This is a genomic window from Clostridium sp. UBA4548 (genome assembly GCF_002387895.1).
GTDB lineage: Bacteria > Bacillota > Clostridia > Clostridiales > Clostridiaceae > Clostridium_J.
Window position 1 is genome coordinate 54,664 of sequence record NZ_DGLI01000021.1, and the last position, 25,255, is coordinate 79,918.

Annotated in this window: 21 protein-coding genes; 15 read left to right on the top strand and 6 right to left on the bottom strand. The window is 31.3% G+C overall.

Annotation, left to right across the window (positions count from 1 at the left end; genetic code table 11):
- Positions 1-85: 85 nt before the first annotated feature.
- The 5 genes from B3040_RS06780 (at position 86) to B3040_RS06800 (ending at position 5,012) form a co-directional block, all read left to right on the top strand.
- A complete protein-coding gene (locus tag B3040_RS06780; protein ID WP_291571507.1) occupies positions 86-1,261 on the top strand; it encodes an ABC transporter substrate-binding protein in 1,176 nt (391 codons plus the stop codon).
- A gap of 265 nt (positions 1,262-1,526) precedes the next feature.
- Positions 1,527-2,420 carry a branched-chain amino acid ABC transporter permease gene (locus B3040_RS06785; RefSeq protein ID WP_291572014.1) on the top strand — a complete coding sequence of 298 codons (894 nt, stop codon included), beginning with the start codon at positions 1,527-1,529 and terminating at the stop codon, positions 2,418-2,420.
- 90 nt (positions 2,421-2,510) lie between these two features.
- A complete protein-coding gene (locus tag B3040_RS06790) occupies positions 2,511-3,530 on the top strand; it encodes a branched-chain amino acid ABC transporter permease (RefSeq protein ID WP_291572016.1) in 1,020 nt (339 codons plus the stop codon).
- Positions 3,531-3,532: 2 nt separating this feature from the next.
- Entirely contained in the window at positions 3,533-4,303 is a 771-nt protein-coding gene (locus B3040_RS06795) for an ABC transporter ATP-binding protein (RefSeq protein WP_291571510.1), read from the top strand.
- Complete coding sequence (locus B3040_RS06800) at positions 4,296-5,012, top strand: ABC transporter ATP-binding protein (protein ID WP_291571514.1); 717 nt, start codon at positions 4,296-4,298, stop codon at positions 5,010-5,012. The genes B3040_RS06795 and B3040_RS06800 overlap by 8 nt, the downstream gene beginning before the upstream one ends.
- A 244-nt stretch (positions 5,013-5,256) precedes the next feature.
- On the opposite strand, the gene B3040_RS06805 is transcribed toward B3040_RS06800, so the two are convergent.
- Positions 5,257-6,222 carry a methyl-accepting chemotaxis protein gene (locus B3040_RS06805; protein ID WP_291571516.1) on the bottom strand — a complete coding sequence of 322 codons (966 nt, stop codon included), beginning with the start codon at positions 6,220-6,222 and terminating at the stop codon, positions 5,257-5,259.
- A 493-nt stretch (positions 6,223-6,715) separates the two neighbouring features.
- On the opposite strand from B3040_RS06805, the gene B3040_RS06810 reads away from it, so the two are divergent.
- The 3 genes from B3040_RS06810 to B3040_RS06820 all read left to right on the top strand — a co-directional run bounded on the left by B3040_RS06810 (position 6,716) and on the right by B3040_RS06820 (position 10,478).
- Positions 6,716-8,281 carry an AbgT family transporter gene (locus B3040_RS06810; protein WP_291571518.1) on the top strand — a complete coding sequence of 522 codons (1,566 nt, stop codon included), beginning with the start codon at positions 6,716-6,718 and terminating at the stop codon, positions 8,279-8,281.
- A gap of 360 nt (positions 8,282-8,641) precedes the next feature.
- A complete protein-coding gene (gene nth, locus B3040_RS06815) occupies positions 8,642-9,274 on the top strand; it encodes an endonuclease III (protein ID WP_017413443.1) in 633 nt (210 codons plus the stop codon).
- Between the two features lie 31 nt (positions 9,275-9,305).
- On the top strand, positions 9,306-10,478 hold the full coding sequence (locus B3040_RS06820) for an NAD(P)-dependent malic enzyme (RefSeq protein WP_291571521.1): 1,173 nt from the start codon (positions 9,306-9,308) through the stop codon (positions 10,476-10,478).
- Between the two features lie 268 nt (positions 10,479-10,746).
- Here the strand turns inward: B3040_RS06820 and B3040_RS06825 are convergent, their stop codons facing one another.
- Entirely contained in the window at positions 10,747-11,235 is a 489-nt protein-coding gene (locus tag B3040_RS06825) for a thioredoxin family protein (protein WP_291571523.1), read from the bottom strand.
- A gap of 270 nt (positions 11,236-11,505) precedes the next feature.
- Between B3040_RS06825 and pepT the strand changes: the two genes are divergently transcribed.
- Positions 11,506-12,726: a peptidase T gene (gene pepT, locus B3040_RS06830; RefSeq protein WP_291571525.1), complete on the top strand. Its 1,221-nt coding sequence runs from the start codon at positions 11,506-11,508 to the stop codon at positions 12,724-12,726.
- A 141-nt stretch (positions 12,727-12,867) separates the two neighbouring features.
- Here pepT and B3040_RS06835 read toward each other — a convergent pair whose 3' ends face one another.
- The gene (locus tag B3040_RS06835) at positions 12,868-14,886 is read right to left on the bottom strand and encodes an MASE3 domain-containing sensor histidine kinase (protein WP_291571529.1); all 2,019 of its coding nucleotides are present in this window, start codon (positions 14,884-14,886) and stop codon (positions 12,868-12,870) included.
- A 364-nt stretch (positions 14,887-15,250) separates the two neighbouring features.
- On the opposite strand from B3040_RS06835, the gene B3040_RS06840 reads away from it, so the two are divergent.
- Positions 15,251-15,748 carry a hypothetical protein gene (locus B3040_RS06840; protein ID WP_017413438.1) on the top strand — a complete coding sequence of 166 codons (498 nt, stop codon included), beginning with the start codon at positions 15,251-15,253 and terminating at the stop codon, positions 15,746-15,748.
- Positions 15,749-15,904: 156 nt separating this feature from the next.
- Here the strand turns inward: B3040_RS06840 and B3040_RS06845 are convergent, their stop codons facing one another.
- Complete coding sequence (locus B3040_RS06845) at positions 15,905-16,822, bottom strand: SMR family transporter (RefSeq protein ID WP_291571533.1); 918 nt, start codon at positions 16,820-16,822, stop codon at positions 15,905-15,907.
- A 315-nt stretch (positions 16,823-17,137) separates the two neighbouring features.
- Here B3040_RS06845 and B3040_RS06850 point away from each other — a divergent pair, with 315 nt between their 5' ends.
- Complete coding sequence (locus tag B3040_RS06850) at positions 17,138-18,367, top strand: S1C family serine protease (protein ID WP_291571536.1); 1,230 nt, start codon at positions 17,138-17,140, stop codon at positions 18,365-18,367.
- Positions 18,368-18,609: 242 nt separating this feature from the next.
- On the opposite strand, the gene B3040_RS06855 is transcribed toward B3040_RS06850, so the two are convergent.
- Complete coding sequence (locus B3040_RS06855; RefSeq protein WP_291571539.1) at positions 18,610-20,601, bottom strand: fructose-1,6-bisphosphatase; 1,992 nt, start codon at positions 20,599-20,601, stop codon at positions 18,610-18,612.
- Positions 20,602-20,836: 235 nt separating this feature from the next.
- On the opposite strand from B3040_RS06855, the gene B3040_RS06860 reads away from it, so the two are divergent.
- The 3 genes from B3040_RS06860 (at position 20,837) to B3040_RS06870 (ending at position 22,885) form a co-directional block, all read left to right on the top strand.
- Positions 20,837-21,214: a CoA-binding protein gene (locus tag B3040_RS06860; protein ID WP_291571541.1), complete on the top strand. Its 378-nt coding sequence runs from the start codon at positions 20,837-20,839 to the stop codon at positions 21,212-21,214.
- 274 nt (positions 21,215-21,488) lie between these two features.
- Positions 21,489-22,058, top strand: a complete 570-nt coding sequence (locus tag B3040_RS06865) for a LemA family protein (RefSeq protein ID WP_291571544.1) — start codon at positions 21,489-21,491, stop codon at positions 22,056-22,058.
- Complete coding sequence (locus B3040_RS06870) at positions 22,058-22,885, top strand: TPM domain-containing protein (protein ID WP_291571547.1); 828 nt, start codon at positions 22,058-22,060, stop codon at positions 22,883-22,885. The genes B3040_RS06865 and B3040_RS06870 overlap by 1 nt, the downstream gene beginning before the upstream one ends.
- Before the next feature lie 54 nt (positions 22,886-22,939).
- Here B3040_RS06870 and B3040_RS06875 read toward each other — a convergent pair whose 3' ends face one another.
- A complete protein-coding gene (locus tag B3040_RS06875) occupies positions 22,940-23,527 on the bottom strand; it encodes a DUF4230 domain-containing protein (protein ID WP_291571549.1) in 588 nt (195 codons plus the stop codon).
- Positions 23,528-23,769: 242 nt separating this feature from the next.
- Between B3040_RS06875 and B3040_RS06880 the strand changes: the two genes are divergently transcribed.
- A complete protein-coding gene (locus B3040_RS06880; protein WP_291571550.1) occupies positions 23,770-25,149 on the top strand; it encodes an MATE family efflux transporter in 1,380 nt (459 codons plus the stop codon).
- Positions 25,150-25,255 lie beyond the last annotated feature (106 nt).

Sequence of the window (25,255 nt, forward strand, 5' to 3'; positions counted from 1 at the left end):
TCTTCAAAATAAATATAACTATACTAACTACTTAGGTAAAGTTAGCAGGTTAGTAATATTTTTTTAGTAATTGAAGGAGGGAATCATGAAAAAGAAAATTGCAATTTTACTTAGTTCATTGTTTTTAATGACGTCTGTGTTTGCTGGATGTGGAAAAAATACTGGTAATGAAAAGCCAGGTTCTGATTCTAAGGATAATGTTATAAAAATTGGTGTTTTTGAGCCATTAACTGGAGCCAACGCTGGAGGGGGAGCCTTAGAATTAGAAGGAATAAAATTAGCTAACAAGCTTTATCCCGAAGTTTTAGGTAAGAAAGTAGAGTTAGTAGTGGTTGATAACAAATCTGATAAAGTTGAAGCAGCTAATGCTGCTGCAAAACTAGTTGAGAAAGAAAAAGTCACAGCTATAGTTGGTAGCTGGGGAAGTTCTTTATCCATGGCAGCAGGAGATATAGTGAAAAAAGCTAAAGTTCCAACTGTGGGAACCTCATGTACAAATCCTTTAGTTACTCAAGGAAATGAATATTACTTTAGAGTTTGCTTTATAGATCCATACCAGGGAACGGTTATGGCAAATTATGCCTACAATAAATTAAAAGCCAAAAAAGTTGCGATAGTTCAAGAGGTAGGAAGTGATTACTCTATAGGACTTGCTAAGTTTTTTACTGATTCCTTTAAAAAGTTAACAGGCGATGACAAATCAATAATTGAAGTTGCTAATTATAATACAGGAGACCAAGATTTTACAGCTCAGTTGACAAATGTAAAAGCTAAAAATCCAGATGCAATTTTTGCGCCAGGTAATTTTACAGAATCAGCATTAGTAATTAAGCAAGCAAGACAACTTGGTATAACTTGTCCGATTATTGGTGGAGATACTTGGGAAACACCACAATTTATAGAGATAGGAGATAAAGCAGTAGATGGTGCAGTATTTTCTACTTTCTTTGCAACTGAAAAACCTATTACTAAAGAATCCGAGAAATTTTTAACAGAATACAAGAAAGAGTATAACAAAGAGCCAGCAGCAGTTACAGCTCTTGGATATGATGCTTATTTAGTACTTATTAAAGCCCTAGAGAAAAATGGAAGCACTGATTCCGTTAAGCTAAGAGATACCTTAGCTAACTTAAAGGATTTTCAAGGAGCAGCTGGGGTTGTTAATTTCGATGAGAATAGAAATGCAATTAAAAATGCTGTTATTAAGCAGGTTAAAAATGGTAAGTTTACATTTTTAGACGTGGTGGACGGAGTGAAATAAATCATATTAGAAGAACAAGTGTTACTTGTTCTTCTTTATTAAATAACAAGCACAAAGTTGTTTAAAAAAAGAACAAGTTCAGTTTGTAGAGCGGCTTTGGAGGGAGATTTGAGTCTCACCTGAGGAATAGGGGGGGAATTATCCTTCCAAAAGGTTGCTAAAGTAGTGTAGAAGGGGTACCCACAATATTTTCCTAGGAATATTGTAGTTATCTTTAGCAAGTTATAGTTTGATTAATAAGGTTGGTGAAAAAATGAATTTAGCAATGAGTTTAGATATGTTTATGCAACACCTATTAAATGGCATATCCTTAGGCAGTCTTTATGCACTAATTGCAATAGGATACACTATGGTTTATGGAATACTCAGACTTATAAATTTTGCCCATGGAGATATTTTTATGGTAGCTGCTTATTTTGCCTTTTATGGAGTTTCTCTTTTTTCAATGCCCTGGTACTTAGCTTTTATTGCAGCTATTATAATGACTGGACTCCTAGGGATACTTATAGAAATTGTTGCCTATAGACCTATAAGAAATGCACCTAAGATTTCAATTTTAATTTCAGCTATAGGTGTTTCTTTCTTACTTGAAAATTTAGCCACAGTAATTTTTGGCGGAGTGCCAAAGGCTTTTCCACAAGTGGATTTATTTACTGAGGTCATTCAAGTTGGAGAGGTTTCACTTCAAAGATTAACCATTATAATTCCAATAGTAACCTTAATATTATTATTTGGATTACTTTATTTAGTTAACAAAACAAAAAGTGGTATGGCTATGAGAGCAGTATCTAAGGATCATGAAACTGCAACTCTAATGGGGGTAAATATAAATAGGATAATTTCTTTAACCTTTGCCTTGGGTTCAATTCTTGCAGCAGTAGGTGGAATTATGTGGGGATTAAAGTTTCCACAAATAGCTCCTCTTATGGGAATTATGCCGGGATTGAAGTGCTTTATTGCTGCAGTTATTGGGGGTATAGGGGATATTAAAGGAGCGGTACTTGGGGGATTTATCCTTGGTGTTGGTGAAATTATGTTAGTAGCATTTTTACCCAGCCTTTCAGGATATAGAGATGCCTTTGCCTTTATATTACTTATATTGATCTTACTATTCAAGCCTACAGGAATTATGGGCGAAAAAATAGCAGAGAAGGTGTAATAGGTGAAAGAAAAAAATGGTATTTTAAAATGGTTTGGGAAAAGAAATAATAGGTTAACTACTATATCCTTTATTATATTAGCAATAGTAATGTATTTCTTAGATGGAAATTTAGATAGTTATAAAACTAGAATATTAAATTTATGTGCTATTTATGTGATTCTTTCATTGAGCATGAATCTTATAAATGGTTTCACAGGGCTATTTTCTCTTGGACATGCTGGTTTTATAGCTATTGGAGCATATACTACGGCAATTTTATCTATGCCAATAGCAGTTAAGGCACAAAACTTCTTTTTAGCGCCTATGATGAAACCCTTAGATAGTATCTATATGCCCTTTATATTTGCTTTAATTATTGGGGGAATCTTCTCTGCAATAGCGGCTTATCTTATAGGAGCTCCAGCTCTAAGGTTAAAAGGTGACTATTTGGCTATTGCAACCTTAGGTTTTGCAGAAATTATTAGAGTTGTTTTGACTAATACTCAAACTGTTACAAATGGAGCGCTAGGATTAAAGGGAATACCTCCCATTATTAATCTTTGGTGGACCTTTGGCCTTGCATTAATAACTATAATAGTTATACTTTCACTGATAAATAGTAGCTATGGAAGAGCACTTAAGGCTATAAGGGAAGATGAAATAGCCGCAGAAAGCATGGGAATTAATTTGTTTAAGCATAAGGTATTAGCATTTATAATTGGTGCCTTTTTTGCAGGCATTGGAGGTGGGCTACTTGCAAATCTCCTAGGGACTATTGATCCATTAATGTTTAGATTTACTTTAACCTTTAATATCTTACTTATCATAGTTCTTGGAGGCATGGGAAGTGTTACAGGAACAATTATTGCTGCTTTTGTTATTACCATAGCCGGGGAAGCACTAAGATTTTTGGATGAAAGTATTAACTTAGGATTTGTAGAGTTCAGGGGCGTAGCAGGACTTAGGATGGTTGTATTTTCCGCTTTGTTAATGTTAGCTGTATTATTCTTTAGAAATGGAGTTATGGGAACAAGGGAATTTAGCTGGAATAAGCTTGTAGCATTTTTAAAGAATATCAAAGAGTTTAGGTTCTTTAAAAGAAAAGCCACAGCTAAGGGAGGAAAATAATTATGGAGTTATTAAAGACAAATAGTGCAACTATGCAGTTCGGTGGATTAACTGCAGTTAGTGAGTTCAATTTGAGTATAAGAGAAGGGGAAATTGTAGCACTTATAGGACCTAATGGAGCGGGCAAAACTACGGCTTTTAATATGGTTACAGGAGTATATACTCCTACAAAAGGGAGTATAACCTATGAAGGAAAGGACATTACAGGTAATCGGCCAGATTTAATAACAAAAAAGGGAATAGCTAGAACCTTTCAAAATATACGATTGTTTAAGGAGTTATCCGTAATGGATAATGTACTTATAGCAAATCATCTTCATTTAAAATCAGGACTTGTTAGTGCAATTTTAAAGCTTCCTAGTTATAAAAGGGAGGAAAGAGCTATTAGAGAAAAATCTTTAGCACTTATAGAGAGAGTTGGGCTTTTAGATGTGATGAATGAAAAGGCTTCATCTTTACCCTATGGAAAGCAAAGAAGATTAGAAATTGCAAGGGCTTTAGCTACTAATCCAAGATTGCTGCTATTAGATGAGCCAGCAGCTGGGATGAACCCAAAGGAAACAGAAGAATTGACAGAGTTTATTAAAGAAATAAGAGATGAATATGATCTTACAATATTTATGATAGAGCATCATATGCAGGTGGTTATGGGAATATCAGATAGGATTTATGTGTTAGACTACGGAATTACCATCGCTGAGGGGACACCCCATGAAATTCAAAACAATCAAAAGGTTATAGAAGCATATTTGGGGGTGAAGGAAGATGCTTAAGGTCAGTGATTTAGTTGTATCTTATGGAGGAATAGAAGCTTTAAAAGGAATAGATATTGAAGTTAAAAAGGGTGAAATAGTAACTTTAGTTGGAGCTAATGGAGCAGGTAAAAGTACATTGTTAAGATCTATAGTAGGATTAGTAAAGCCCAAAGGTGGAAGTATAACCTATGAAGGTAAGGGGATTCTTGGAGAAAAGTCACAAAATATCGTTACTAAAGGAATAACCTTAGTTCCAGAGGGGAGAAGAGTTTTTTCTAACTTAACAGTACTTGAAAATATAAAATTAGGTGCTTATTTTAGGAAGGACACAAAGGGTATAGAAGAAGATATACAGTGGGTATATAGTCTTTTTCCAAGACTTAAGGAAAGAAGTTGGCAGTTAGCAGGAACTTTATCAGGGGGAGAGCAACAAATGTTAGCAGTTGGAAGAGCTTTAATGTCTAATCCTAAGCTGTTGATGATGGATGAGCCATCTCTAGGTCTAGCACCCTTAATTGTAAAAGATATATTTAATATAATAAAGACCATTCGTGAAAAAGGAGTTACTATTCTTTTAATAGAGCAAAATGCTAATGTAGCCTTGAAGATAGCTGACAGAGGGTATGTTATGGAAATAGGAAAAATTACTATTGAAGGTAGTGGTAAAGCACTTCTTGAAAATGAAGATATTAAAAAGGCGTATTTAGGAGAGAGTGTTTCAAGATAATGGTAGATTTGACCTTTTTCATGATTTAAATAATATATATAAATTAACATTATCTTTTTCATAAAGTTAGGGAAGAAGAATAAATAAAAAAGGAGTAGATTCGCATAAGAATTACTCCTTTAAGCATTATTACAGGTAAAATTTCAAAACCTAAAATTAATAAGTTTATGTTGGCTATACTTAGCACTTTCACATATATTATCACAGTGGTATATGAAAGCTTTAATTTCAAAGCTTGTAAGAGCTAAATATCCTTAGTATTAATAAATTTTGCTATATTAGAAATACTTTCTTCAAGTTTTCTATCAACAACGTTAGCCTCAGAAATGTGATGATCTATTTGCGTATTTGTATCTTTTAAAATTATATCAATATCACTTATCTTACTTAAAATGTTTTCTATATGAGATTTTTGGGTTGATATTACATGTAAAACTTCATTAACCTCACTCTCAACCTTACCAAAAGAGTCTAAGGTATCATCAATTTTTTCAAGGGCAGTTTTAGAAGCAGTTACTCCCTGAGAAATAACTTGAGTATTTTTATTAGCGCTATTTAAGGCATTTTTAGCTTCAGCTTGAATTTTCCCAGTAAGGCTAGTGATATCTCCTGTACTTTGAGAAGTCATTTCAGCTAACTTTCTAACCTCTTCTGCTACTACTGCAAAGCCTCTTCCTCCTTCTCCTGCACGAGCAGCCTCTATAGCTGCATTTAAAGCTAACATATTAGTTTGAGAAGCAATTCCATCAATGATTTGAGCAACTTGGGAAATTTGTTGAATCATTTCCCAAAGATTATTTATACTATTATAGGTGTTTTTAGCTTCACCGTCTAAAGACATTATAATATTAACAATATCTTCAACAGTTTTTTTACCCTCCTGAGACTTGTCTACATTTTTAGCTGTCATATCCATAAGGTTTTTGCTTTGATTATGTAATAGTTCAGTAGAAGAGTTAGTGTCACTAGCTAAATTAGAAATAGTGTTCATTTGCATTGAAATTTTTGAAGCTAAACTTGCTAATATGTCATGCTCGCTATTAACAGAATTGTGCTGAGAAATAATTCTTTCTATATCTTTATTCATATCTTTTAAAAATTCAATAGTATCAGTACCTATATTGTTACTATTATCAACAATAGCAGTGGTACTAGATAATATAGGATTCTCTTCTGTAGGTATAGTTTTTTTCTTACCAAATAATTTCATGTGTTATCTTCTCCTTAATTTAAATGATTAATGTTTGGAGGTAATTCAAGGGTTCTGAAACAAGAACAAAATCTAATTAAAGTTCATCTACAGAATTAAACTCCACTTTGCTAAATAAGATTTTTATGGATTTTAATAGTTTTAATTTCATTAAATTATATGTAAATTATAACATAAATTTGTATAATTGGTGTGATTCAAATCATATTATCTGAAAAACAATACTCAAAGATAATTTGATTTTACTATATGAATTTTCATAAATCATTAATATCTAGTATCTATAAAAGAGGAGATAAACTTATTAATCTCAAAATAAGATTAATAATACTGTTTAAAAAGATTACGTAAACCTATTTACAAAGTTTAAAATATTATGTATACTGAAGATGCGAAATTTTCGTTCAATTTTTAATTAAATTTTAATTTTTAATTATCTAATTGTGATAAATTGAAATTTAAGTAAAAAAATGAGTGATTTAAGGGGGATTTTATGAAAACGAATTCAAACAGTGTAAAAAGAAAAAGTTTAACTATGAAGTTTTTGGATGGAGTAGAGAGAGTTGGAAACAAATTACCACACCCAATAACCTTATTTGGAATATTTTGTGTGGCAATAATGGTAGTTTCGGCTATAGCTTCATTAACAGGAGTTTCAGTAACTGCAGAGTTAATTGATCCAAAAACTATGCAATTAAAGGAACAAACAGTCACTGTAACTAATCTACTTAGTGCAGATGGAATTAAGTATATGCTAGAGAATGCAGTAAAGAACTTTACAAATTTTGCACCACTTGGAATGGTACTAGTTGCCATGCTGGGTGTGGGAGTTGCAGAAGGAACAGGATATATTTCCGCAGTTCTTAAGAAGGTAGTATCTATAACTCCAAGCAAACTAGTTACTCCTATGGTAGTTTTATTAGGAGTAATGTCTAATATTGCATCAGATGCAGGTTATGTTGTATTAGTTCCATTAGGAGGACTTATATTTTTAACTTTTAAAAGACATCCTCTTGCAGGAATAGCAGCAGCTTTTGCAGGAGTTTCAGGAGGTTTTAGTGCCAACTTATTGATTGGAACAACAGACCCAATGTTAGGTGGTATAAGTACTGAGGCGGCAAAAATATTGAATCCTAATTACGTAGTGGGACCAACAGCTAACTATTTCTTTATGTTTGTATCTACATTTGTAATTACAGTTATTGGAACAATAATAACAGAAAAAATTGTTGAACCAAGACTAGGTACTTATAATAAAAAAGTTGAGAATATTGATACAGAAATAAGTTATATAAGTGATGATGAGAAAAAAGGCTTAAAATATGCAAATTTATCAATATTAGCTCTAGTTGTTTTAATTGTAGCTCTTTGTATACCAGAAGCATCATTTTTAAGAAATCCTAAGAATGGTAGTTTAATTGATCACTCTCCATTAATGAACGGATTAGTACCAATAATAACAATACTTTTCTTTGTACCAGGAGTTATTTATGGAAAGTTTGCAAAAACAATTAAGTCAGAAAAAGATGTAGCTGCAAAGTTATCTAAATCCATGGCATCAATGGGTGGATACATTGCACTTGCTTTCGTTGCATCTCAATTTATAGCATATTTTAGTTACACTAACCTTGGAACTATCTTAGCAGTTAAGGGTGCTGTATTATTAGAAGCTATAGGAATGAAAGGTCCAGTATTATTTATACTCTTTATATTAGTTACTGGCTTCATAAATCTATTTATAGGATCTGCTTCTGCAAAGTGGGCTATTATGGCTCCAATCTTTGTACCAATGTTTATGAGATTAGGGTATTCACCAGAATTAACTCAAGTAGCATATAGAATAGGTGATTCAGCAACAAATATCATTTCTCCACTTATGGCTTATTTCGCAGTTATAGTTGCGTTCATGCAGAAATATGATGAAGAATCAGGTATTGGAACATTAATATCAATGATGTTACCATTCTCTATTGCCTTTTTAATTTTCTGGACAATCCTTTTAGTAATATGGATGGCTTTAGGATTGCCTTTAGGACCAGGTGCAGGGCTATTTATGTAAGGTTCTAAAAATTATAATTAGTTTTTAAAAAAGATATATACTAGAAGAATTCTTTTGTTGTTAACATATAGATTCTTCTAGTTATTTTTTTATATACAAATAAACTTTTATCTTGGAAATTTATGAATATGGAACCAGATTCAAGACTAATTTTGCACATAGAACCTACAGTGATTACCTTAAGGCTTTTGAAAGATGAATAAATTAATTTTTGACTGAGGAAGCCTATAAAAATTCTATAATAGAAATATAATAAGTTTTTAATAGGAAGGTCTATATTTAACTTTTACTTTTGTTATAATAATAGTGGAAGAAGCCTTTTTATAGAGTAATAAGACAATGGTGAAATGAGGTAACTTTATGAATCGTGAAAAAAGAAGAGAGGTTCTAAGTATATTAGAAGAAACTTACAAGGGTGCAAAGTGCGGATTGGATTTCAATAGTCCCTTTGAACTTTTAATTTCTACAATTCTTTCTGCTCAATGTACAGATGAAAGAGTTAATATGGTGACTAAAGAACTTTATAAGGAATATAATACCCCAGAGGCTTTTGTAACCCTAACAGAAGAAGAACTAGGTGAGAAAATAAGGAGTTGTGGCTTCTACAAAAATAAAAGTAAAAATATTTTAGGAGCTTGCAGAGGAATTTTAGAGAAACATAAGGGTGAAGTTCCAAAGACTATGGAAGAGCTTATAGAGCTTCCAGGGGTAGGTAGAAAAACTGCAAATGTGGTGCTTTCTAATGCTTTTGGAGTTCCAGCTATTGCTGTAGATACTCATGTGTTTAGACTTTCGAATAGAATTGGTCTTGCAAAGGGAAAGAATGTGGAAGAAGTAGAAGAAAAGCTTATGAAAAATATTCCTAAAAGTATGTGGAGTGATGCACATCACTATATTATTTGGCATGGTAGGAAGATTTGTAATGCAAGAAAGCCCAAATGTGATATTTGTCCATTGGCTCCTCATTGTGAGTATTTTAATGGAAAGCAATAAAGATAAAATTTTTTTAGGAAGGTGTTAAGTTATGTCATATGGTGATGAGGCATTAAAAATGCACAAAGAAAAGAGAGGGAAATTAGAAGTTGTAGGAAAGATTAAGATTGAAACGAGAGAAGATCTTTCTATAGCTTACACCCCAGGAGTTGCTCAGCCTTGCGTAGAAATTGCAGAGGATAAGGATAAGGTTTATGATTACACTATTAAGGGGAATACTGTGGCAATTGTATCAAATGGTACAGCAGTGTTAGGACTTGGGAATATTGGAGCAGAAGCAGGAATTCCAGTAATGGAAGGAAAAGCATTGTTATTTAAGGAATTTGGAGGAGTAGATGCATTTCCTATATGTTTAGATACAGAAGATCCAGAAGAAATAATTAAAACAGTTAAACTTATGGCACCTGTATTTGGTGGAATAAACCTAGAAGATATAAAGGCTCCAGAATGTTTTTACATAGAAAAAAGATTAAAGGAAGAACTTAACATACCTGTTTTTCATGATGACCAGCATGGTACTGCAGTAGTAGTGTTAGCAGGACTATACAATGCTTTAAAGGTTGTAAATAAAAAAATAGAAGAGGTAAAAATTATTATAAATGGAGCAGGCTCAGCAGGAATAGCTGTTTGCAAGTTACTTCTTAATGCTGGTGCTAAGAATATAATAATGTGTGATAGGCAAGGAGCAATCTTTAAGGGGGCAGATATGCTAAACCCAGCTCAACAAGAAATTGCAGTGGATACTAATAAAGGCATGGAAAGTGGGAGTTTGTCTGAAGTTATAAAGGGTGCAGATGTATTCATTGGAGTATCAGCTCCAGGAGTTTTAACAGCTGAAGAGGTTAAAACTATGAATAAGGATGCAATAATATTTGCTATGGCAAATCCAACTCCAGAGATAATGCCAGAAGAAGCTAAAAAAGGGGGAGCAAGGGTTATTGCCACAGGAAGATCTGACTTTGCAAATCAAATAAATAACGTATTAGTATTTCCAGGAATATTTAAAGGTGCCCTTGCAGTGAGATCAAAGGAAATAAATGAGGATATGAAGCTTGCAGCAGCTAGAGCTATAGCTAGCTTAATTACCAAAGAAGAATTAAATGAGGAATATATAATTCCTAACGCATTAGATAAAAGAGTTGCAGATGAAGTTGCAAAAGAAGTGATGCGTATAGCTAGAGAAATTGGTGTTGCTAGAATTTAAAGTTTAAACAAAATTAAATGTTTATACTAAAATATAAGAAAGAAGTTCCGTTAAAAATGTATTATACTTTTTAACGGAACTTTTATTATGTGCAAAATTATGTAAAGACACTGTAAAAGATATAAAAATATCCTTCAGAGTCTCTTTATGAGCTTTTAAGGTGAAAATGTATTTTATTCATCTACAAAAGCTTTAGGGGAACCAGAGCAGACTATTGTATAAACTAAGTTTTTACTCCTTGTTCCTATAATATGGGATGTATTGAATTTTATAGTATTATTTCTAATAGATCTTTTTCTACTAGATCATTATATTTTCCAGCTCTATAGTCAACAACTAAAGATTTTTTTTCTTCATTGTTTAATCCTATCATTTTGTCCCTTAAAGCTTTAGGAGTTTCAACATAAGCACCTTTAGGGTTCATATTCCCATCAAAGGTTATGATAGTTGGAATTCTTGCATCTCCAACAGCTTCTTCAAGGAAGGCTTCAAAGCCAGTTCTAGGCATAAAGTGCAGTTTTAGATTTGGGTTTTCTTCAGCCATTCTTTGTATAAATGGTATAGTAACGATGCAGTCAGGGCAAAAGCCTTCTGTAAAAACTGCAGCATGAATTGTTTTATCTAATGCTTTTACAAGATCTTTGGTTTGGGTAGTAAGTTCAGTAGTTTCGTAAGCTTTATCCTGAACATCTCCATATTTTTGGTGTTGTTTTTCTAAGTACTCATTGAAACTTAAACCTTTAGTAAAATCTATCATTTTTTAGTCCTCCAATCAAATATATACTTGCAAGTAAATTATACCAATTTAATTGAATTATAAACATAGGTTTACTACTTTTTTTATATGAATTATTTATAATATTTATTGAAAGTTTTTAGCACAATAGTAATGGAGGATTTAAAGATATAATCTTACAAGAAAATATTAAATTTAACTAAATTTTGCAAAAGAAATTGAGAATGTTTACAAAAGGTAGTATAATAATATTAAAACTTGCAAATTTTTTAAGTAAAGGTAGGGATAGATATGTCAAAGGTTGTAGAAAGATTTTTAAGCTATGTAGCTTATGATACTAAATCAGATGCAGAAACTGGTGTTACTCCAAGTACTCCAGGACAAATGGTTCTTGCTAATAAGTTAGTAGAAGAGTTAAAAGAAATTGGAATGAGTGACGTTACTATAGATGAAAATGGATACGTAATGGCTACATTACCAGCAAATACTAATAAAGAAATACCAACAATAGGATTTATTGCTCATATGGACACAGCTCCAGATTATTCAGGAGCTAATGTTAATCCTCAGTTTGTTGAAAACTATGATGGTGGAGATATAAAGTTAAATGAAACTACAGTTCTTTCACCAAAAGACTTCCCAGAGTTAAAGGATTACATAGGTAAAACTTTAATAACTACCGATGGAAACAGTCTTTTAGGAGCAGATGATAAGGCTGGAATAGCTGAAATTATTACTGCTATGGAATACTTAATAAAAAACCCAGAAATAAAACATGGAACTATTAGAGTTGGATTTACTCCAGATGAAGAAATAGGTGCTGGAGCTGATCACTTTGATGTAGAAAAATTCAATGCTGATTTTGCTTATACTTTAGATGGTGGTGGAATTGGAGAAATAGAATATGAAAACTTCAATGCTGCTTCAGCTAAAATAGTTATAAATGGAAGAAACGTGCATCCAGGTTCTGCAAAAAATAAAATGATTAACTCTCAATTTATAGGAATGGAACTAAATAGCATGTTACCAGCTAATGAAAGACCAGAACATACTGAAGGTTATGAAGGTTTTTATATGTTAAATGGTTTCTCAGGTTCTGTTGAGAGAACAGAAATGTCATATATCATAAGAGACTTCTTTAAAGATAGCTTTGAAGCTAAAAAAGCAAACATAATAAGAATTGCTGAAGAAGTAAATAAAAAGTATGGTGAGGGAACTGTAGAAATTACAGTTAAAGACTCTTACTATAACATGAAAGAAAAAGTTGAACCAGTAATGCATGTTGTTGATACAGCAGTAGAAGCAATGAAAGCATTAGATATAGTTCCAAAGGTAGTTCCAATTAGAGGAGGTACTGATGGTGCTAGATTATCTTACATGGGACTTCCAACACCAAATTTATTTGCAGGCGGACATAATTTCCATGGTAAGTTTGAGTTCGTACCAACAGAATCAATAGAGAAGGCTGTAGAATTAGTGGTTAAAATTATAGAACTTTATACAAACAAATAAGAATAATAACATAAAAAATAAAATGCAAAGTTACATAGTTTAGTAACTTTGCATTTTTACTTTTAGGAAATACAAGGTGTCATGAAGATCTTTTATTATTAAATATTTATGTTCGGTACTTTAGTTTTAATAATTATAGGGTTAGGTGTATATATCAGAGAATTCTATGTCCACCTTTTCCATGGTATCTTTGAAGATGGATACATCTGAATTATCAATAGTAGCACAAACTTCTTCACATTCATAAATCCGAGAGAATCTAATAATGAATTCAGTACCTTCATCAGGTTTACTTGTAAAGCTAATAGTTCCATGTTGAATTTCAGTAAAAGATTTAACCAAGAATAAGCCTACACCACTTCCTTCAGTATTTCTAGATAATGAATTATCAAGTTTTTGTAATCTCATAAATATTTTTTTTTGATCTTCTAATTGCATACCTATACCATCATCCTTTATAGATATAGCAATAGTATCTTCTTCAGTATAAATATTAACATATATATGACCGTTTTCTTTACCATACTTAATTGAGTTGGATAAAAGGTTTAATAATATTCTCTCTAGTAGACCCCTATCGAAGCTAGCATAAAGCTCCTCATACTCTGTATCGAAAACTAGATTAAGGCTTTTAAATTGTAAATAATCAATAATAGACAAAGATATATTTTCAATAACTGGAACTATATTCTCAACTATAAGTTTGGGCTTTAAGAAACCTGACTGAATTTTAGTAATATCAAGCATATTATCTGATAATCTTATTAACCTTAAACAATTCTTTTTCATTAAATCATTGTACTTAGAGATTGAAACAGGATCATTTGAATAAATAGATTGAAGCTGAAGAGCAGAATACATTACATTAATAGGAGTTTTAAGCTCATGAGATAGGTTTATAAAAAATTCATTTTTAAGCTCTTCTGCTTTTTCTATTTCTAGAAGCTTAAGAGACATATCCTCAGCCCTCTTTTTATCACTGATATCTCTAATTGCCATAATTAGTTGTTCACTTCCTTGATAGGCTGTAAATAAGGAGCATACCTCAGCAAAGATTTTTTTATTGTTAATCTGAATTTCATAATCTACAGGGGAGAGGAGTATATTTTTATCTAATGCATTCAGTCTGCTAAACAATAGTGGATGATAGGGCTTATCTATAATGCTAAAGATATCCTTTCCTAAGATGTCTTTTAAACTTGATAAGTGAAACATATCCATAAATCTTTTATTAGAATAAATGATTTTTTCATGTTCTAATATTAATATTCCATCTGGAAGAAAGTTGATAAGTTTTTCATTGTATTTATAGTCCTTTTCTATCTTTAACTTTGCAGCTATAAGGTGTTTATTAGCAATTTCTAACTCATTGGTTTTAGCTGTTAATTTTTCAACTAGGCTTTCATAAGGATCAATTATTACACCTTTAAACAAAGCGGTGTAAAATAGACAATAAGATATAAAGTTAAAAATATGGCCAGAAAAATTAAATCTACCATATACATCAGTATAAAAAGAAAAACATAGGCTACTCATAAGCTTAAATATTATAGAAATTGATATTAAATTAAGCTTGTACTTTGAAGCTTCAAGGGTTTGAAATTTAATCAAAGTTAATATAACTATATAGAATATACAAAATAGGAACTCACTAAAAATCTTAAAAAAAGTTAAACCTGTGCTTTCATTATAGCAATCAGGAAAAGAGTTTGAAAAAAGTATAGTCCATATAAAAATAACTATAAGTATAAGATTTGAAATAATAATTTTTTTAATGTTGAGTTTGTGACTAATGAAATAAAAAGCAAATACCAGAGAAATACACTCATAGTATTTATAAAAGATATAAAGTTGAGTAGGGATATTTGGATCAGTTGTAAAAATGGCAGCACCTTTATATGTGATGACATGGATTAGAGTAATAACCATGGCAAAGCCAGAGGTTATACCTAAAAAGCGGAAAAAATCATTATTGCTTATATTATGAGTTTTTATGGAAACTAGCATAGCACTAAAACCTGCTGCTATGGTAATAATTTCAATGACGGAGTGAAATAAAAAATAATTTTTAATGCTTACTCCCCAGGCAAGAAATAAGATTAGGAGAACTAAAAAAGCTTGAAGTAAAAATTTTTTTGCAAAAACTAATAAGTTTTTCAAAATTACTCACCACCTATAACTTTATATTGAGAATAGAAATAAATGTCATACACATATAATAAAGAAATAATTATTAGTAAATAATTTGTATTATTAATAAAATTATAACATACTTTCAAGATAGTTGTTACAAAATTATGAATTTTGCAAACACATTTTTTCCGACTTTCAGTGATAAATTTAGAGTAATTCATATAAACTTACATGAATATTGCTACATTTTAAAATATTTCTATGATAAACCTTCAGATTCAAAGTTCTTAACAAAAATAAGAAAATATTATTGCTTTAAGCTTATAAAATATACATAATTTCTCTCAAATTCAAGCAACCTATAAATATAAAGATTTTGAGGAGGGAAATTATGGCTAATAAAAAATCAAGTCCAATATATCCATCTAACAAGCATAATTATTTTGGGGATTTTAGAGTTGCTCATCCAGGTGTTGAATCAGCTTGGGAGAAAGTTGATGAAGCTAATAATCAGGCACAGATGACAAGTGAAACTTCCACATCTAATGGTACTCCATACCATTCTCATAATAACTTTGATAATAGAGTAGATATATTTGAAAATGAGTTTGCAGAGGAAATTACTTTTGATAATCTTAGGGATGACTACGAAAACGTAGAGCTTAGAGATGAAATGACTTTTGGATATGATAGAGATAACTATGATTATAATGGAACCTGCCAAAACAATAAAGATTTTTCATCTATGAATAATAATAAATCCATGGGACAGGAAGAGTATGCGTCAGAACTTGGAGTTAACTTAATGGTTAATAATGGAGATGCAGAAGCTGATGATAATAGCCTTCCACTAACTCATGCAAACATAATTAGATATAAAACAATTTAATTCTTAGGTGTATGGAGAAATTAATGAAAAATATGTTTTCAAAGTAAGTTTGGTTTATAAGCACACATATAATATCTATAAACAAAAGAAATGCTGATATATTTAAATATTAGCATTTCTTTTATTATAGGTATAACAGCTTAAATATATAAAAAGTTACATATTAATTAATATAAGGGCAATTAGAGTCATCATTACGGCAAAGGTATCTTTTCTAGAGAGTCTCTCTTTGAACAACACAAAGCCACCTAAATTGATTAGTAGTATGCTTCCGGCACTATATATTGGAAAGGCTACAGAGGTATTTATATAATTTAGTGCAAGAATTAAAAAATAAGAAGAAAATAAGTTAGGAATTCCTACGATAAGACCTAGTAGTATATCATTTCCAGAAACTTTTTTCTTTTCTTTAATAGTAAAATAGATACTAATAAGAAAAGCTACCAGGAAGACAAAAAATAAGAATAAGTCCTTATACTCTGTTATAGAATATTTTTGAAATATTTTATTAGAAAACTCTGCCATGCCTCCAAAGATGAATAATAACACTAATGTAGAATTAAAACTCTTTGAAGAAAAATCTTTAAAGGATAGGTTTACTATAATAATAGAAACTAAAGATAAGGCTATGCCAGTCCACTGAAGAGTTGTTGGAATTTCATTCCAAAGAATAATTGAAAAAATCATTGGTATAAGAATTCCAAGCTTTCCAAAGGTTCCAGAAAGACCAACACCATTTTCTCTTACACTTTTTTGATAATAAATAAAGGAGAGAAAAAAGAATATTCCAGCTATAGCTCCCACTAATATTGCCCAAATAAAGCTACCTTCAGAGGAAAATAATTTATTATTAGAAAGAACCACTGAGGAAAATTCTGTGCTAAACTTATGTAGTGAAGAGCTTAAAGGAAAACTTAAAGAATTATTCCATAGAAACAGGGTAATGCTTACTAGAAATGCAACGAAATAATTAGAAGAAGTTACTGCATAGCGGTTTAACTTATTCCCTTCGGTATATTTAAAAATTAATGCAATAGAAGAGCTACAAATTATAGCTAAAATTAAATAAAACATTATATTCAGCTCCTTTAAATTAATAGAGATTTCATACACTAGAATTTGCTTGAGAAATGCAATTTTGCCTAGTCGTTAAGAAATATTATTGCAAGCAAATAATTTACTATTTAAATTCATAGACTAAAAGGACTAAGAAATTTATATAAAAGTAGATTAAACCTATATAGTTTAAATTTAATACAAAATAATTATGACATAAACATAGTGATAAATATATTTAATTTTAAAATTTTTCACAAAGTCGCCACTGAATTGACACATAAATGGAGATAATATAGTTATAGGGAGATTTAATTAAGGGAGGATTTAAAAATGGATAACTTCAATAATAAAGATAATAAATTTAATACTATGCCAGAAAATAATAATATGAACTATGATAGCTCAACCTATGGAAGCTTTAAAAATACAGAAATTTATAACAATCCTTATGTTTATCAGGATGCTAAGATAAAAAGAAAAAGGACAACGGGTAGGTTAGGTTCTGTGGTGGCAGTAGCACTTATTTGCTCATTACTAGGAGGGGCAGTAGGTGGAGCAGTAACATATACCACCATGAAAAACACAAATACACCAGTAACTCAGCAAAAGAGTGCTAATAATGGGAATACAGTGGTGGCACCTACTGCTGTAGGCAGTATAAATATACCAGAGATAGTGACTAAAGTTTCTCCAGCAGTAGTAGGAGTTTCAACTAAATCTGTTTCAACAAGCATATTTGGGTTTAATATGGAACCTCAGGAGGGTATAGGATCAGGATTTATATTCTCAGAAGAGGGATATGTTTTAACAAACTTCCATGTAATCTCAGGGGCTAATCAAGTAAAGGTAATATTTAATAATGGAAAGGAAGTTAATGCTAAAATCGTAAACTATAATCAAGAAGCAGACCTAGCGGTTTTAAAAATTACAGATAAAGTAGAACTTCCAGCAGTTGCTACCTTAGGAGATTCAGAAAGTTTACAAGTAGGGGAACAAGTTGTTGCAATTGGTAATCCTCTAGGAAAAGAGTACTTGGGTTCTGTTACTACAGGAATCGTAAGTGCAGTAAGTAGGGATGTAGAAATAGATGGAAAGAAAATGAATTTAATTCAAACTGATACAGCTATAAATCCTGGAAATAGTGGAGGGCCTCTAATAAATGCTAGAGGAGAAGTAGTTGGAATTAATACAGCAAAACTAAGTGGTAATGGAATAGAAGGGATAGGCTTTTCTATACCAATCAATGATGTAACTACAAAGTTAGAAAACTTAGTAAAACAAAAAATAACTCTTGGAATAACAGTTCAAAATGTAACGAAGGAATTAGCAGAGAAGTATAAGGTGCCTGTAGGAGTATATATTACTAATGTAGCTAATTTCAGTATAGCTCAAAAGGGTGGACTTCAACCAGGAGATGTTATTATAAAGTTTGATGGTAAGAAGGTTGAAACTGTTGAAGAGTTAAATAAAATTAAGGATACTCATAAAGATGGAGATACCATTGAAATAGAATTTGTGAGAAATGGTCAAAATATGAAGGCAAGTCTTAAAATAGAATAAGTGGAAAACTTTTAAGGTAAATTGTTTAAGATTAAATATAGTGGCTATAATAGGAATAGTTAACAAAATAAATTCTGTTAATAATAATTTCTAAATAAAAACAGAGAGAAATCCCCCTTTCTCTCTGTTTTTATTTCTTTAAAAGTTATATTAAAAAACCTTCATTTGGATTTGTCACAAATGAAGGTTTTCTATTAAGTTAAATAAGGAAATTCTAAAAGATAAATTGTATACAAGTTATCTTATTTTAATTCTTTAATTATCCCTTTTCTATAGGCCATAAGAAGATTTTGTAGGTCTGCTATTTGACCTATTAAATCTTTACCTATGTCAGTATCCCTAATTCTCATTCTATCTGCAGTACGTTCTAATATGAAGCTAGTAGATAAAATATCTTTTCCTTCTTCAATAGCCTTTTGAGTAGATTCAAAAGGCTCATGCTGAACAAGTTGTAAACCGTAAGAGTTATATATTAAGGTATATCCAGCAATACCGGTTTCAGGTTGATATGCCTTAGAAAAACCACCATCTATAACCAAAAGCTTACCATTAGCTTTTATAGGGCTTTCTCCTTTTAAAGTCTTAACAGGCATGTGACCATTAATTATATGAGAAATTTCAGGGTCAAGGCCAAATTCTTTTAAAATCCTATCACAAACTTCTTCGTTATCTTTAAGTTCATAATATGGATTTTTAATTTCCTTATGAGTTTCTTTGTCACTAATAAAATATCTTTCAAAGGTAGCCATCTTGCTCTTACCAAACAGGGGAGAGTCAGCTCCGCACCAAAGATACCATAAATAATCTAGACCATATTGCTTAGCGGCATGGCTTCCTTTGTTAAAGTAAGCTTCTCTAGCTAATCTTTCTGCTCTATCAATGTATTCTCTACCGCTATATTCTTTACCCATTAACTTAATTTTTTTAAAGTTACCATTATTGTCCAGAGAAATGCAGGCATGGTAAAGAAGATTTGAATTATATTTAAGATATAAACTTCCTTTAGAAAATAGACATCTAACATGTTTTTGAAGTTTTTCACTATTTAAGAAAGAGAATTTTAGTTTTGTAACAAGTTCTTTTTCTTCATCAGTAAGTTTATATGGATTTTTAGGATCTATTGTTGGGAAGTTAGTATCATTTAACTTATACTCTTTACCATCCACCATTACCGTGCCATTTTCAAAATTAATCTTATCTAACAACTGTCTATGATCTAGCTCAAAATCTGGTCGTCTTTTAATTATTTCACTTTCAAGTTTAAACTGAATTATAGATATAGCCTTATGCATTTGAGCCATTAACTTCAAATCTTTTTCCTTATAAACATCATCAGGACCAGTTTTAGGTTTGAAGGATTTACAAGGGTCATCATTATAAGTATCCATAGCAAAGGTAGCAAGAGGTAACAAGTTAATGCCATAACCTTCTTCTAAAGTTTCTAGGTTTGCATATCTAGTGCAAATTCTTATGACATTGGCAATACAACTCTCATTTCCTGCAGCAGCTCCCATCCAAAGAATATCATGATTTCCCCATTGGATGTCTACTGCATGATAGTTCATAATGGTGTCCATAATTATGTGAGCACCAGGACCTCTATCATAAATGTCTCCAATAATGTGAAGTCTATCTATAGTAAGTCTTTGAATTACATTACAAACTGCAATGATAAATTCATTAGCTCTTCCAATACTTACAATTGTATTAATAATTCCATTAAAATAATCATGCTTATTAGGTCTAACTTGAGATTCATGTAATAATTCTTCAATAATATAAGCAAAGTCGCTAGGTAGGGCTTTCCTTACTTTTGAACGAGTATATTTTGAAGAAACATTTCTACATATTTGAATTAATTGATGTAGAGTTATTCTATACCAATCGTTCACATCATCTTCTTTTGCAAGTGTTAACTCAAGTTTTTGTTCAGGATAATATATAAGGGTGCATAAATCCTTCTTTTCTGATTCTCTTAGAGTATTTCCAAAAATATCATTTACTTTTCTTTTAATAACGCCTGAAGCATTTTTTAAAACATGTTCAAAGGCCTCATACTCACCATGGATGTCAGTTAAAAAGTGTTCTGTACCCTTTGGAAGGTTTAAAATTGCCTCTAAGTTAATTATTTCAGTACAAGCATCAGAAATTGTTGGAAACTTTTGAGATAGCAAATTAAGATATCTTAAGTCGCTTTCGATCATATCAACACCAATCTCATCTATTTTACTCATGTCAATCCCCTTTTCTAAATTACTTAAGTATTAATAATTAATCATATAATCGAATATGTGCTACACTAAATTCTTATTAGTGTACATTAGTATATTATATAACAAAACCTCATATTTGGCTAATGAAAAAATGTGGGTAAAGGAATTGTTGACAGGTATTAGTAATAAATATATTATGGAATTAATTTTATTGGGAAAACTAATTTTACCCTAAATAGATTAAGGAGGACACGCTATGAATGAAATGTTAAACTTTAAAACTTGGGCATTACTTGGAGCTACGCCAGATGAAAGTAGATTTGGATATAAAATTTTAAAAAGGCTAGATGAAAAAGGGTATACAGTATATGGTATTAATCCTAAGTATGAAGAAATTGAAGGAATGAAAATATATCACTCTGTAGAAGAGTTACCTGAAGGCATTGAAGCAATAAACATAATTGTTAATCCTAAGGTGGCAATAAACTCTTTAGAAGCTATTAGAGCAGCAGGAATTGAAAATCTTTGGTTTCAGCCAGGATCTTATGATGAGGATGTTATAAGAAAGGCTAAGGAAATGGGCTTTAAGATAGAGCATGAACAATGCTTATTTGTGGAGCTAGGTAGAATATAATTAAATGAAATAACCTTATAATTTATAGCCGAACAAAACAAAGGCTGAATTATGAGGTTTTTTTACACCTAAATTTTCAGCAAAACTTAATATTGTGACTTTATTATGGGTAAACTATCTCTTAAGTTAAGAATAAATTGCTTTTCTTATTAAGTTATTTTAAATGAAGTTATTTATCTATTATTTGGATTAAAAGTTGTTCTTTATGCAACAATATAACAATAAACTTTATAGAAGATATGTTTAAAAAACACTTTATTAAGGAGGAAAAGATATGAAAGGTGGACTAAAGGTATTAATCGCTATTATAGTGATAATTGCATTAATAGCTATTCCAATAGTAGGAACTTACAACAGTTTGGTGGCTCTAGAATTAAATGTGAATAGTGCACAAGCAGATATAGACACAGACTTACAAAGAAGATCCGATTTAATTCCAAATTTTGTAGAAACTGTTAAAGGGTATGCTTCTCAAGAAAAAGAAATTTTTACTCAGGTTGCAGAATCCAGAGCAAAGCTTGCAGGAGCACAAAATATTAAAGAACAGGCAGAAGCAGATGCTAGTTTATCTGGAGCTCTTTCAAGACTTTTAGTAGTGGTTGAGAGATATCCTGAGTTAAAGTCAAACCAAAATTTTAGGGATTTATCTGTTGAGTTAGAAGGAACAGAAAACAGAATAGCAGTTAAAAGACAAGATTATAATACCGCAGTAACAGAATATAACACAAAGAGGAGAAGGTTTCCAAGTAATATAGTTGCGTCTATGTTTGGCTTTGAAGAAAAACCACTTTACAAAGCTGCTGAAGGAGCTAAAGAAGTTCCAAAAGTAGATTTTAGTAAGTAATGAAAGCTATGGAAAATAATAAATCTATAAAAATAATAGTAACTTCTCTTCTATTATTTTTATTTACTGTATTACCTTTTACTGCAAAGGCAACAGAAGGATTTCCAAATCCAACACCCTATAAATATGTTAATGATTACACTGGAACTTTAAGCAAAAGTGAAATTGAAGGTATTGTATCTATTGGAAAAGAGCTAGAGGATAAAACTGGAGCACAAGCGGTGGTTGTAGTTATTAACACTACAAAGGGTACTCCCATAGAACAATATGCATTAAAGTTATTTAGGACCTGGGGCATAGGACAGAAAGAGAAGGATAATGGGCTACTAATACTTCTTGCTCTTAATGATAGAAAGTGGAGAGTAGAAGTGGGAAGGGGACTTGAAGGTGCTGTACCAGATGTGCTAACTAGTAGAATAATGGAAGAAATAGCTAAGCCTAAGTTTCAAGGTGGAAATTATGGTGAAGGTCTTTTAGCAAGTTATAGCACTATGAGTGATTATATAGCAAAGGAATATGGGGTTACTTTAGATAAATCTCAGAAAATAACCTTACCTAGTAGAGGTGATAATACTTCAACTAGAGGAAATTCTAATCCACTTCCATTAGGAATATTTTTAGGTTTATTCTTATTAGATTTAATATTCAATAGGGGAAGAGTTACTACCTTTTTATTCAAACTAATATTTTGGAACAATATATTTGGTGGAAGAGGAAGAGGCGGTGGCGGAGGCTTCGGTGGTGGTTCTGGAGGAAGTTCAGGTGGAGGCTTTGGAGGTTTTGGTGGAGGCTCCTCTGGTGGTGGAGGTTCCTCAGGAAGCTGGTAGCTTTATTAGTAATAAAGCCTATATTTTAGGATTAGCCTAAGATATAGGCTTTATTTATTTAGATTTTTCAATAGAGATGTTTATTTCATCATAGCCTAGTTCCTTAAAAAAATCCTTAAGAAACTTTATAGTGTCAGCGTCAACCTTATCTAAGAAGCCTTCTTTAATTAAATTACTTTCCATAGTGCCTTTTTCAGCGATTATTTCCTTTAACATATCATCAATATGGAGTTTATTAAAAACGGAAGACTTTTCATCGAAAATGAAAATTTCATCTTCATTAACGGTATGGTTAAGAATTTTGCTAGGAGGTAGAATAATAAACAGTTCATTGTTATCTATAGATGTTCTAGCTTGGCTTAAATCAATTCCAGCAGTAACATAGCCATTATATTTTACAACAAAGGATTTTTCAGTAAAGGGTATAATAAAATCCTTATATTTCAAGTTGTCATTTATTGAAATCACATTTGAGTAGTTATATTTTGTAGTAGCTAGTTCAGATATGGTTATGAGTTTTTCGGTAACTAAATCACATTTTTTTTGCAAATCTTTTTTCATTGTAAAAGAACTTGCAATTATTATTACACCTAAACCTATAAGTAAGAAAAAAAATAATTTAATTTTCTTAAATATTTTCATAAAATTATAAAGACCTCCCCACATAACATATTTATGAAAAATAGTTAATGTTAAAATAAGCTTTTTTATATGATATTTGCATGAGCATAAAAATATGTTCATATTGAGTATATTTTTATGGGTGCTAGAGAAGAAAAAAATAAGTTTATTGAATTTAATTAATATTTATTTTTTTAAATGTTTCGGTACTCGAAATAAAATGGTATAATTATATTGGATTAATTGTAGTGGGGGGATAACCTGTGGAAGAAACAACGGAGATGAGTCAAAGAGAGGTTAGGAAAAAGATTTATTCAATGATACTTCCTATAACCTTTGAAAGTGTACTTCAGATGATGGCGGGCTTTGTGGCGGCGGGCTTTATAGGAAGGCTAGATGCTGTTGCTATATCTGCACTAGGAATAAGCAATAGGATAACTAATATTATTTGGGCTCTTTTTAAAGGAATATCGACAGGAGGGTCTGTGTTTGTAGCTCAGTCCTATGGTGCTAGAGATCACAAGAAAATAAAACATGTAGCCATGCAAACCTTACTGTCATGCTTAATGTTAGTTATAATTTTAGCAGTGGTTTTGTTTTTTAATGGAGATTTTTTTCTTGCGACTATATATAAAAATTCTAGTGAGGTACTAAGAGCTAATGCCTACGAATACATTAAAATAGTTGCCTTTGGATTGCCATTTCAGGTAATTATGTTAGTAGTTGCTGCGGTACTCCAAGGAATGGGAAATGCTAAAACACCAATGAAGATTGCATTTATTATGAATGGGACAAATGTAATAGTAAGTCCAATTTTTATCTTTGGATTTTTAGGAATACCAGCCTTAGGACTTAGGGGAGCTGCTGTGGGGCTTGTAATTGCCCAATTTGTTGGTGCAATGGTTGGATTATATGTATTGTTCAATAAAGATGGAGTACTAGCAGGGTCCAAATCTAAGGAAAGTTTCGTGCTAGATAAACATCAAATTAAAGAAGTATATAAAGTAGGAATGCCTTCTGCTTTGGAATCTATATTTTGGCAAGTGTCAGCTATAATTCTAACTACCTTAATTTTAAGGTATGGAGATATAGCCATGGCTTCATACCAACAAGGGCTTCAAGCAGAATCAATTTCATTTATGCCAGCAGTGGGGTTTGCAGTAGCAGCAACAGCCTTTACGGGTCAAACCATAGGAGCTAGAAATAAAAAGCTTGGAAAAAGGTATATGAGAGAAATTTTAATTGGATCTACCATATTAACTACGTTCTCGTCTGTTATATTGCTGTTTTTACCACACTTTGTAATGGGGCTCCTTACAGATAAACAACCAATAATAGAGCTTGGTTCTAAATACTTAATACTTATGGGCCTTGTACAGATACCACAAAACATATCAGCTTGCCTAAACGGTGCACTGAGGGGGGCTGGTTTTACAAAGGTTCCCATGTACTCTGCAGGGATTGGTATTTGGCTTGTGAGGATTCCATTAGCCTTCTACTTTACCTATGTTTTAAAGTTAAGTGTTATTGCAATTTGGTCAGCAATGTGCATAGATTTAGTAGTTAGATTTATGGTTAGTATATTATTTTATAAAAGAAAAAATATTTATAAAGAAGAGGATACAGAGGTATCAATTGGATAGATTAAGGTAATTAAATTATTATAAAAACAAAAACAACCACTGAAAAATTGGTTGTTTTTGTTTTTTATGGAGAAAAAATTCACCACTGAATTTACACATCAGCTTA